Origin of the sequence: Pseudomonas sp. 32_A, from assembly GCF_017490905.1 — a bacterium.
GTDB lineage: Bacteria > Pseudomonadota > Gammaproteobacteria > Pseudomonadales > Pseudomonadaceae > Aquipseudomonas > Aquipseudomonas inefficax.
This window is the reverse complement of the sequence record NZ_JAFGYI010000385.1, coordinates 1-433: the sequence shown is the minus strand read 5'-3', so window position 1 is coordinate 433 and position 433 is coordinate 1. Positions and strand designations below refer to the sequence as shown.

At 64.2% G+C, this 433-nt stretch carries 1 protein-coding gene; it reads left to right on the top strand.

The window, feature by feature from the left end:
- A partial coding sequence (locus J5M58_RS27175; protein WP_207880556.1) for a TonB-dependent receptor occupies positions 1-433 on the top strand: 433 nt, incomplete at both ends.

Genomic DNA, 433 nt, shown 5'->3' with positions numbered 1-433 from the left:
GCAACTTCCTGCCGTCGCGCGGCACCGTGCTGCCGAATCCGAACGGCACGATCTCGGACGATCTGTACACGGCCGATGCGAACTTCGACCATTACCGCAAGAAGCAGTGGTCGCTCGGCTATCAGTTCGAGCACAAGCTGAACCCGGTGTGGACGCTGCGGCAGAACGTGCGCTGGATGCACCTGTCGCTCGACGACGCGTCCGTCTACGGCGGCGGCCTCGACGACGCAGACCCGACGATGGCGACGATGACGCGCTACGCGGGCCTGTTCCAGTTCAACTACAGCCGCTTCGACGTCGACAACCAGGCGCAGGCGAAATTCACGACGGGCCCGCTTTCGCACACGCTGCTGTTCGGCTTCGACTACAACCGCCAGACGACGACCGATAGCGAATGGCTCGCGAAGGGGCCGAGCCTGAACCTGTACCGGCC